Genomic DNA, 10,458 nt, shown 5'->3' on the forward strand with positions numbered 1-10,458 from the left:
GCGGGGTGGAGCAGCCCGGTAGCTCGTCAGGCTCATAACCTGAAGGTCACAGGTTCAAATCCTGTCCCCGCAACCAATTCTATCATAAATCAATAACCGTCCCGGTCTAACCGGGGCGGTTTTTGCGTTTGGGAGGCGCGAGTTTCCTTTGATACACATGAAGCTGGTGAGGCGGGTGCTAAAACTGTGCTGACCGGGCATCCTTGTCGTCCGAATCAAAGGATGCGCTATGGGCCAGGTTCTGCATGGGAGCGCCACGACGACAGAGGCGGTCCGTCGAGCGATACAGCATAGTCAAGAGAGCCTGAGGGCGCTGGCCAAGCGCTACGGGATCAACCAGAAGACAGTCGGCAAGTGGAAGAATCGGACCTCGGTCGCTGATCTGCCGACCGGCCCGAAGGAACCGCGGTCGACGGTGCTGTCGGTCGAAGAAGAGGCCGTCATCGCTTTCCGGCGCTACACGCTGCTGCCGTTAGACGACTGCCTCTATACCCTGCAGCCAACGATCCTAGCCGGCCCCGTTGATGCCCATTTGCCATCTAGGGCAGAAAGGGAGATATCTCAGCGGGCCTACCTGCGCAGCATCAAGTTTAGTGCTGTCGTGGTAAGTAGGTGCTGCCGCAGATCGCACTCTTGCGTTGTATAGGGCCATTCCACAGTTTTCAGATACGGGCAATTGCGCATTGATCCGCAGCAGGCCACGCCGCTGATGCCGGCCTCGAATTCATAGTCGGCCAAGCCTTTGCGCCGGGCGCGCTCATAGCCAAGTAGCCGCTGGAACAGGGCGGAACTCCGTAAGCGGTCGTGCGTCGTTTTGGAAAAGGCCGCAAGCTGCCCGTCATGGATCGCAAAATACTCGTCCGCGATCCCGAGCTTCTCGGCAAGTCCGAGCGCGAGGGCGTGAAAGCGCCCGGCGTCTCCATGATCCAGGCCATTGTAAAGCGGCCACAAGCCCGTCGCATCCGCAACGGACTGGCACATTACATATTGGGCAAGGTCGTGCCACCAGCGCTCGGCGGCAGCCTGGCTTGTAGCCATCGCCGGACGGAGGCTCATACAGAAGCTTGAATCCGGAAATATATGACGCTCCGGGCACTGTCGCGGCAGACGCGTTCCGGGCACGGCTTCCGAAACGGTGGGATAGCGACCAAGCGTGATCCGAAGCGCGAGGCCACCAATATGCCAAACCGTGCCGGGAAGGTGGGCTGCGCCCTCAATACAATCCGGCCCAACGTGGTCGGTAAAAACCACGTTGGAAGCGCATCAACGAGGCTCATTCCGTCTTCCCGTGCCCGTAGGCCCGCATCGGCGTTGGCGGTGTACGAGCCGCGGAAGGCGGAGCCGCAGCGGTAGCGGTCACCGCCGCGACGGTGGCTGAAGCACCGGCGAGAAGGGTCAACGCGGCCGGATAATTCAGGCCGCGGGCTGCCTGACCGCCTGCGAAGAGCCGGCGGACATGGGTATCGGCCGCTGCGTAGGCGGCATCGCCGATGTTCGTCTCCGATCCATTGCACACAGCCTGGATTTCCTCGGACCGGCATGTGGCGCGGCTCGAGGCGCAGCGGACACTAGAATCGCCGATCAGCCCCAACCGGGCAATTGGAGTTGGCCCGAGTTCGATGCCGATCGCAATCCCGAGTTCGCCAATATTGGGCAGGATCGTTCGGCAAAGATCAAATGACGACCGGATTGCAGCCGCCGCCAGCACCGCAGAACGGACCGTGCCACGTTCATCCGTGTTGCGCCCATCGCCTTCGGCCATCAGCGCGTGGAGGCAATCACCGATATATCGTACCTTACGGCCATCGAAATCGTCCCGGGCGACGTAGTTCATCTCACCGCGCAGAACGTGCAGGTTTGCAACAGCCTCGGCCACGGTGCCGTTCTGCATTGCTTTGTCGACGTAGACGGTGAAACCGGCAATGTCGGCGAAGATCGAAGCCAGTGGCATGCGGATTGAGTTACTCGGCGGATGATCCGCGTAGTCGATGGTGCGCAGCGGGGGCTGCCGATAGTGGAAGGTGAACTCGGCATTGCGTCCGCCACTAGAAGTGTCGGCCAAGGCGCGCCGGGCGCTGAAAGCTTCAAATGCTTCATCAACCCGGGATCTGGCTGATGCCAACCGGCCGTCTGTCACGATGTCCCGGTTCAACATCGCCGTTTCGTAGAGAGCGTCGACGGATACAGGATTTTCCGGCCGAGAAGCGGCCAGGACGGCGCGCGCACGGTCCGTTAGATAGATGCCCTCCGCCGCGCCGACGGCGCGCTTGGCTGCGTGGTTGGCAGGTGAGCCGATGAAGAGCGGCTCGAGTTCACCGCGACGGCCGCTGTTGATTGCAACGGCCGGCCCGGTATCGATGCCGATCCGCACGCCAGTTTGGAACTCGCCACCATAGCGGTCCGACAAGCGCGCGACCATCTCGCGAAAAGACGCCGCGAAGGCTTGGGCAATCTCAAGACGCTGGATCTCGTTTTCTGCACCAGTTGGCGTCAGAACGACCGCGTGCAGGCGGCCGCCATGGAAATCAACACGCTGGATGCCGAATGCAGTGATCAGACGGTCGCAGGCTTCGTAATGACCGTGCAGGAACTGCATCGACCGACGGTGGCTCGCTTCGGTTTCACGACCATCATCGAGTAGCCGGTCATTGAATCCGGTCAAATTGGCGTAGACGTGTACGCCGTGGGTCAAGATGGCGCGGTTGAGTGGCACGGCAAAGATGGGTTCGTTAAAGCGTTGACCGCGTGAATGCGCTTGGTCCCTTAGGAGCGTACGCTCAGTGAGATAGGTGCCGAGGTCACGGACGCCGATCGCAGCGACCGGAGCTGACGTCTGCAGTTGTGCGATGCGACTGCGGGCGCGAAGTTCGTTCCAAGATGACATGTTCGCCCCCTTAGCGACGGACGCCGACTTCGGCGATGTGACGACGGATTTCGGTGACCGTCGGCCCGATCCGACTGTCGATCGAACCCGGTCCAGTTGCGCGGTACGAGAGCGTGGTGAGGCCGCGAAGATCTGAAGCGAGTTTGACGTGTCCGTCACGCGGCTCGACAAGGATGGAGCGTTGCCGGCCGAGATTGCCCATGAACAGGCCGAGCTCGAACGTGACATTGTCGCGCGGCACAAGCGCATCGGTTCCGCGCGTTGCGACAAGGTCGTCGCCATGCAGGACTGCAATCGCGAAATCGCTTGCCTCGACGGCGGCGGCAAGTGAATCGACGGGATAGACCGATGTCCGGAAGACTCCATCGGTCCAAACGGTCGTAAGCATGCTGTCGTGTGAGAGGGCCAGCTGGATGGCCCGCGCTGTTTCAAGTGCTTCGACCGATGAGATAATGAAGATGACCGGCTGCTCATTGGCGGGGCGGACGAGCGCGTTCCGCTGCACAAGCCGCTTGTTTGCTTCGACCAGAAGGCGGCGCCAAACTTCAGGTTTGGCCTTCGCAAGCTCATGGATGCGGCCTTCAGGAACACGGAGCGCGACGCCATCTTCGACGACAACGACGTCGGCCGATCGGGGCTGCGACGGGTCCGCCGCCGAAATTTCACCCACGTGGTCGCCGGCCCTGCGGTGATTGACGCGGACGCCTTTCACATCGATCCCGACCAGCCCTGAAATGATGAAGTAGATGTCTGTGTCGTCGCCCCCAGCACGGATGATCGCCTCGCCGGAAATCAGCGGGATAACGGTGCCCGCTTCAACGATGGCTTGGGCAAGCGTTTCGTCGCCGCCCCCAATCGTCGAACGAGCGATCACGTCGGCCATGCGTCGCATTCCATCAATGCCGTCAAAACGCTTCGTCAATACACCCATAAATGATCTCCTATAAGCTTGGGCAAGCCACGACTCGGGCATGCCAGCAAATTTGCTGGCAACCATATAGCGACGAAATCGACGCTTGCCAACATTTTTGATGGGATGATAGGGTGTTCCCAAGGAAGTTGGTCACCTGGAGTTACAACGTATTGAAAACATTCAGATTTAATCCCGGCTTTCAGACCGACGATGAAGCTGTCGCGAACTTCGTCGTTCGCCAACGCGAGTTCAAAGAGGTTCTCGACGCACTGTCATCGCCGGACGAAGACCATCACAGGGTCCTTGTGGTGGCACCGCGCGGTGCTGGCAAGACGACGTTGCTTCGCCGTGTCCTTGCCGAAGTTAGGGCCGACTTATTCCTACGTGAAACGTGGATACCAATCGTTCTGGGCGAGGAAAGCTACAGCGCGACCTCGCCAGGCGAATTCCTTCTGGAGTGCCTTTATCATCTCGCACAAGACGATAACCACCGTTCGCTTGGGCCGAAGCACCACCATGCGATGGAAATCGATGACGAAGCAGAACTTCAGTCCTTCTGCCTCGAAGCGTTGACGCGCATTTCGTCTGACGCGAACAAGCGTCTTCTGATCATGGTGGAGAATTTCCACATCATCCTGCGCGACCAAATCGGGAAGCATGCCGGCGACTTAATCGACTTGCTAGCGCGAGGGGAGCTTTTCGGAGTGCTAGCCACATCGGTGAAAAGCAAAGGCGATGAAGATACGGTCGAGTTCAGGGGCGAATTCCGTTATATCTATCTCAAGCCGCTATCTCTTTCTGAGTGCCAGAAACTCTGGGAGGCCCTGACGAATCGAAACGTCGAACAGTCACGGATACGGCCGCTTCAAATTCTCACCGGGGGGAGCCCGCGCCTTCTCCATATTCTGGCGGCGTTCATGAAGACGCCTTCTCTACATGACCTTATGGAGAACCTAAGCTTTTTGATCGATCAGAATACGGAATACTTCAAGAGCCAACTTGATGCGCTGCCGAGTCAGGAGCGAAAAGTATTTGTTGCGCTTCTGGAGGCGTGGGATCCGAGTTCTGCCAAACAGATCGCATCCAGCGCGAGGGTAACCATCAACGTCGCATCCGCGATGTTGAATCGACTTGCAGATCGCGGCGCGGTCGTCAAACAGCCGGGGGGCGGCCGGGTTGTTCTCTACAACGCCGCGGAGCGATTGTTCAACATCTACTACCTGATGCGGCGTCGAAGTCATCCGTCAAGCCGGGTGCGTGCACTCGTCGCCTTCATGACGCAGTATTACGACCGCGACGAACTCGTGGACACGACGACGTTGCTCGTTCTCGAAGCCTGCGGAGTCGCGCCATCACGCAGATCAGACTATCACAATGCGTTCAGCGCTATCCTGCTGGACCAGCCCGAGCCCATTCGCAGCGAAATCCTGAAGCGGACACCGCCGGACTTCTTGCAATCGTTACGAAGCGACCCCTCGGTGGCGCACCATGCCTCGCTGCAACGCGATCGGTCGGACGACAGTGAGTTTGAAGAAAAACTGGCGCGGGCCCGGGCGCAGATCTCTGATGACAATATCGTTGAGGCAAAAGCTTTGCTCCGTGAAGCAATGGAACTGCAGCCCGGCGATTTCCGGCCATGGGTGTCATTTGCGTTCGCGGAAATGGCCGACCGCAACCCGGACGGCGCGATTGAAAGCGGCAAAAGAGCTGTTGAGCTTGCGGACGAGAATCCGGTTCCGCACATGGTGCTCGGCATGATCTTGCGGCAACTGGATCAAAACGATGATGCGGAACGTGAACTGCGGGCTGCCCTTGCGCTAGACCCGGCCATATCGCTTGCGTTGACGGAACTCGCGAAAATCGAGCACGACCGTGAGAACCTCGACGAAGCTAGGGACCTCTTCGAACGCGCACTAACGCAAGCCCCCCTCTACGGTTCGGCCGCATCACGGTACGCCTTTATCCTGTCTCGAAAAGGCGACAGCGGGCGCGCTGAGAGAATTCTGCGCGATGCTCTTGCCGAGGACAAGGATGATGAGCCGGCACGGCACGCGTTGGTCAACTTGCTTTTCGAAGATGACCGTGTCGAGGAAGCGGCCGAGGTGTTGCGTATCGCGGCCGAAAGCGGCGGCGATGACGCACCTTGGTTCGACTACGGCGCATTTCTTCTCAACGTGCTTAAACAGCCGGAACGAGCTGTTGAGACGATCGAGCGTGCGCTGTCGAACAATATACAGGAACCGCGCCTATACACCCTGCTTGCGCGCGCAACGCAAAAAGCTGGCGGTACGTCCAAGCAGATTTTGGCGATCGCCGACCGGCTAGCTCAGACCCATGGAAAGACCGAGGAGGTCCTTGTTGCTGAAGGTCAGATTCGACAACGCGCGTCCGACTTGGCCGGTGCGGAAGCTGCCTTCCGCGCGGCGTCGTTTGCGCCAGATGCAAGCGGACTGCCGTCCGTGCTTCTCGGCCGACTTTTGTCGGGGATCATGGGCCGCACCTCGGATGCCGCGGAGGCATTTGAGACCGCCCACCGCGTGGATGGCGCCGTACACTGCGGCCCGCTCAAGGAACTGGCTGAACTCCGAGTGCACCAGGGTAACGACCCCGAAGCGGCGGTTCTTCTGGAACAGGCACTGGCGATCAACCCGCAATGTGAATGTAGCCTGGTCTTGCAGGCGGAAATTGCGGGCCGGAGCGGCGACCGCAATGTAGCACGCGAAATCTGTAATCGGGCGCTAGAAATCAATCCGGCAAATGTCGCGGCGCTTACCGTTCTTGCGAGAATATCCGATGAACGTGACGCGGCAGAACTTATCGAGCGGGCAATTGCAGTCGATGCCGGCGATCCACAAGCCCTCCTTGCCCGTAGCAGGTTGCATGACCGAAAGATCACCCAGAGGATCAAAGATGCGAAGGACGCGTTATCCAAGGACCGCCGTCTAATCGATGCCCACATCGAACTGGCGGCCTTATACGGACGCGAAGGTGACAGGCCGCGGGTCGTGAGACATCTGAGCGCAGCGTTCCAAGGTGTGGGAATGCGCATGGAGGTGATCCCCGCGCTGGTCGGCTGTACGATACAGCTGCTTGCACAGGGATTCCTGACTGAGATCGAAGCGCTGCTAAGTTCAGACCTTGCCAGTTCCGTTGAACCGCTTGCCGTTGCGGTTCTCAAGTACAGCGGCAAGAAGCCGGTCGTGGCGAAGGAGGTCGAAGAAGTTGCTGACGATATTCTGAAACGGATTTATGCGGCGACAAGGACGGCTCCGCAGGAGCCAGACCTATTGAGTCTATGATGTTGCAGCGACAAGAGGCAAGCATCGCTGTCGGATTACAGCGAGGCCCGATCCTGCAGATCGTCTACAAGCGTCAAGCAGCTAGAACGTGCGCGAGGTCTCCCGTCGCGACGAATAATCGTCATGGTCCTGGAGGCTAGCGGGCGACTTGGTGAAGCTCGGAATGCGGCGAGGCATTGAAGAACCCCGTCCGGCAGGGATTCCATCTGTTCATGCTGCTTTCTGGCCATCGCCCTGAAGCGATCCGGAAGGCGCGGGTCGAACACGTCGATTTTCGCGCGTGTTTTGCACTTACCCAGGCCGAAGGGCGGCGAGATCAAAGCATTAGACATAGTGCTATCGAACGCCATGATCCGCTGTCTGGTTCGAGTCATCCGCATTGGTCCAGCCGTCTATGGAGAGCAATCGCGTGACTGGCTCTTCCCGGCCGATAGCGAAAGTGGTCACATGGCAGAACACAAGGAAAAGCGTGACGACCTGGCGAAATGGGGCAACGACTTGCGGCAGACTTTCCGCACGATCGCACAGGCCACCGGCGTTGCCGAGCTTGACGTGCACCTTCTGATGAACCACTCGATCCCAGGTCTCAATGCCGGCTACATCACACGCAACAAACTGCTGAGCGATCATCTGCACCAACAGCAGGAGGCGATCTCACGTCGGATGCTCGAAGCTGGGCGGCCGCATGAGAACGAGCCGGAGCGTCTCCCTGCCGCCTGGCCCGCGCTCCCAGGGAGGTGGCATGCTTGATGAACTGATGAGCGGCAAGGCATAACGACTCAAGACATTTCAGGCGCAGTGCTACCGCATTGCTAGGCCTATCCGTTGCCGGGGCGGAATCTTGCGGAGGCTGATTGACCAGGAAGGAACCGAACCTGCCCCGGCTAACTAGCGCTCGCCTATACTAGAAAAAAAGTTTTCATCGGTCCCTAATACACCCATTGCAAAAAAGCCGAAATATGGATTACTCTCGGCTTGGGTATTGGGTGAAGTGGAAACAATCCGAGTCATCCTGCATCACCTCCTGATTCTCTCACTGGCAGGTCTTCCGAGCATGGGCAGGTTTCTAGGAACTAACTCCTCGTAGTTACTTTCGCTTGAGCCTCGAACATAGGCCACCGTCCGGCTGGCCGACTGGCAGGTCTTCGCCGGTCCGGCTCAATTAGTTGCTCTCTCCGTTTGCCTCGGGCCTATGGCTTCGCCCTCCCCTCACTCGCAACGACTGTTGTTCCTATGTCCGGCCCGTTGTGCATGATGAAAAGCCCATTACCGTCAAACGACGATCACATCGGACGTGGACATATCCGAATGAAAAGGCCGATATCCCAGAGCGAGGAGCGCCCATCTCCTCCATTCAAGATTCGCGCAACGTCTCCAGGGCGGCTGTGGGGTATCAAGGAATGGACGCCCGAGGAGCTTCGAGTCATTCTTGTTTCCTACTCGGAGCGGTTCCCAGAGGAATGGGTAGCCTATCTCGGCTCCGAAAACGATAACGGCTTCATTTCCAATGCAATGAACGCCCACATTTGCTCATTCATTGAAGGGCTATTTCCTGGCTTCCACCCGAAGCAATATCGCGCTGGAGCCGTGGATTTTCGCTTCGCGAATGACAGTTCCTTCCATTTTCGGTTGTGGCAACCCGAAAACAGGTACCAGCGTCGAAAAAAATGGCTGGCGCAGATCAAAACGGGGTCACGGAGCCGTAATGGAGGCTGCGAATGGACTGACGAGCAAACAGAGACCTTTCTTGAATATATGGAAAAAACCTGCCCGGATATCTGGAGTGCATACCGCGATTCTTACAATGAAGTCGGATTCTTGGGTGTTGGCACTATCCAAGCGGTGAAGACCCACGTTGCTGAAGTATTTTCTCTCCCAGAGGATTGCGACTGCGGAACGATTATGTTCGGACTCCGGGAGTTGGCCAATCGTCGTTACGAATTCGAGATGCTGAAGCCAGAAAATAATAAGAAGCGAGATGTACTTGAAAACGAATGGTTCAATAATTGGCGTGGCCGGATAACCTTCGATGAGTGGCGCGAACAACTGAGACGACGTAGTATAGATAACTGAGACTGGCGTGCACACTACGACAACTGACGTCGGATCGCGCTTGGGGAGCGGCGAAAATGAGCAAGACGATCTATCTTGATACAGATGCGATAGTCAACGCAATCAAGGCTGGTATCCAGGCTGGCGATGCAACTGCTGTGCTGGACCTTTGGAGCCAATACGCGCAAAGCATAGGCGCGGAAATCAAGGTAACAGATGTTGTTCTCGACGAGCTCGGTGACGGGGAGCAAGGACAGGTTTTTGGCGATTGGATGAACCAAAACGGCGTCGCCGAGGTGGAAACCGGCCTTACCGGCGACTCCGCTGACCTCGGCGAGAAGTCAATAGCTGCGGCTATTTTGAACGACATGGCCAGCTCGGGGAGCGTTCTCTCGGATTATTCAGTTATTTCGGATAATAAAGCAGAGTTAGGCGACGCCAATTGGGTCAAGACAAACTTCGACATCGGCGATCGACTTGATGCCGTTGATTTTATAAATGACAATGTCATCCATAGCTCAGACGCTTTGAATGCCGCTGCAGCCAGCACCGGCATGAGTTACGCTGATTACGCCGAACTTGTCGCGGGGTATCAAGCAAATCCGTCATTTAATCCGGAATCGCCAAACTACAATAAAAGCCAGGGGTTCTTTGATGAAGGTCAATATAATGGGTTCGGAAATCTTCTAGACAGTTCGGATGGGAGTGGTCCTGTTAAGTTCGGAGGGTTTGACGTTCACAGCGGGTTAGTGCCATCGGGCATGCAGGATTTGGTGAATTCGCTGGCGGGCGACGTCAACGCCCTCAACGGTGCTCTCGGTTATATCGGCGGGGTTCTTCTGGGTTTGGAAGCCCTGAAGGGTTTGTACGATGCCCGGCAAGCTTACCTTAGCGGGAACGTTCCCCTTGGAGATCAAATACTGAAGAATCTTTCCGGTCGGCTGACCGGCTCGGTCGTTGGTGCTGAAATAGGTGGGGCCATTGGCAAAATGCTTGGCGCATATCTTGCCGGCATTGCCGACGATGCGCTGCTGGTCGCAATCGGTGAGGGTGTGCTCGATGGGGCGCTCCTCGGTACAGAATTTGGGCCTCTAGGGATGGCCGCGGGTGCACTCGTCGGCGCGCTTGCTGTCGGCTATCTCGGTTATACGAATGGCCCGGATATGGCTCAGCACATTTCAGACGCGATCGGGGAGCTTTCGAAGACGCTCTCAAATTGGGCTCACGAGCTAGGAGGCGGGTGGGGGGCCGGGACTGGCGGGACGGGGACGGGAACCGGAACAGGCACAACGGGAGGTGGCGGCGGTTCA

Annotated in this window: 7 protein-coding genes and 1 pseudogene; 5 read left to right on the forward strand and 3 right to left on the reverse strand. The window is 57.9% G+C overall.

Annotated features, from left to right (window positions below):
- Positions 1–229: 229 nt before the first annotated feature.
- Positions 230–508: pseudogene (locus FJ980_RS27315) on the forward strand (IS481 family transposase); the annotation flags it as partial.
- 62 nt (positions 509–570) lie between these two features.
- On the opposite strand, the gene FJ980_RS27320 reads toward FJ980_RS27315, so the two are convergent.
- Genes FJ980_RS27320 through FJ980_RS27330 form a run of 3 tightly spaced genes read right to left on the reverse strand, consistent with a single transcriptional unit; the run spans position 571 to position 3,815 of the window.
- A complete protein-coding gene (locus tag FJ980_RS27320) occupies positions 571–1,251 on the reverse strand; it encodes an E2 domain-containing protein (protein ID WP_140546782.1) in 681 nt (226 codons plus the stop codon).
- A 22-nt stretch (positions 1,252–1,273) separates the two neighbouring features.
- Entirely contained in the window at positions 1,274–2,884 is a 1,611-nt protein-coding gene (locus FJ980_RS27325) for an adenylate/guanylate cyclase domain-containing protein (RefSeq protein WP_140546783.1), read from the reverse strand.
- A gap of 10 nt (positions 2,885–2,894) precedes the next feature.
- Positions 2,895–3,815 (reverse strand): TIR domain-containing protein, encoded by a 921-nt coding sequence (locus FJ980_RS27330; RefSeq protein ID WP_181181316.1) that lies wholly within the window; start codon positions 3,813–3,815, stop codon positions 2,895–2,897.
- Between the two features lie 152 nt (positions 3,816–3,967).
- Between FJ980_RS27330 and FJ980_RS27335 the strand changes: the two genes are divergently transcribed.
- The 4 genes from FJ980_RS27335 to FJ980_RS27350 form a co-directional block, all read left to right on the forward strand.
- Complete coding sequence (locus FJ980_RS27335; RefSeq protein ID WP_181181317.1) at positions 3,968–7,096, forward strand: tetratricopeptide repeat protein; 3,129 nt, start codon at positions 3,968–3,970, stop codon at positions 7,094–7,096.
- A 348-nt stretch (positions 7,097–7,444) separates the two neighbouring features.
- Entirely contained in the window at positions 7,445–7,846 is a 402-nt protein-coding gene (locus FJ980_RS27340) for a hypothetical protein (protein WP_140546786.1), read from the forward strand.
- 558 nt (positions 7,847–8,404) lie between these two features.
- Complete coding sequence (locus FJ980_RS27345) at positions 8,405–9,169, forward strand: hypothetical protein (RefSeq protein ID WP_140546787.1); 765 nt, start codon at positions 8,405–8,407, stop codon at positions 9,167–9,169.
- Positions 9,170–9,225: 56 nt separating this feature from the next.
- Positions 9,226–10,458: hypothetical protein (locus tag FJ980_RS27350; RefSeq protein WP_210243766.1), on the forward strand; the 1,233-nt coding region annotated here is incomplete at its 3' end.

Source organism: Mesorhizobium sp. B1-1-5, assembly GCF_006443065.1.
Lineage (GTDB): Bacteria > Pseudomonadota > Alphaproteobacteria > Rhizobiales > Rhizobiaceae > Mesorhizobium.

What these genes read in the sequence shown, in the direction of transcription:
- FJ980_RS27340 (WP_140546786.1), top strand. Translation starts at nt 7,445, where the DNA reads ATGATCCGCTGTCTGGTTCGAGTCATCCGCATTGGTCCAGCCGTCTAT.
- FJ980_RS27330 (WP_181181316.1), bottom strand. Translation starts at nt 3,815, where the DNA reads ATGGGTGTATTGACGAAGCGTTTTGACGGCATTGATGGAATGCGACGC.
- FJ980_RS27325 (WP_140546783.1), bottom strand. Translation starts at nt 2,884, where the DNA reads ATGTCATCTTGGAACGAACTTCGCGCCCGCAGTCGCATCGCACAACTG.
- FJ980_RS27345 (WP_140546787.1), top strand. Translation starts at nt 8,405, where the DNA reads ATGAAAAGGCCGATATCCCAGAGCGAGGAGCGCCCATCTCCTCCATTC.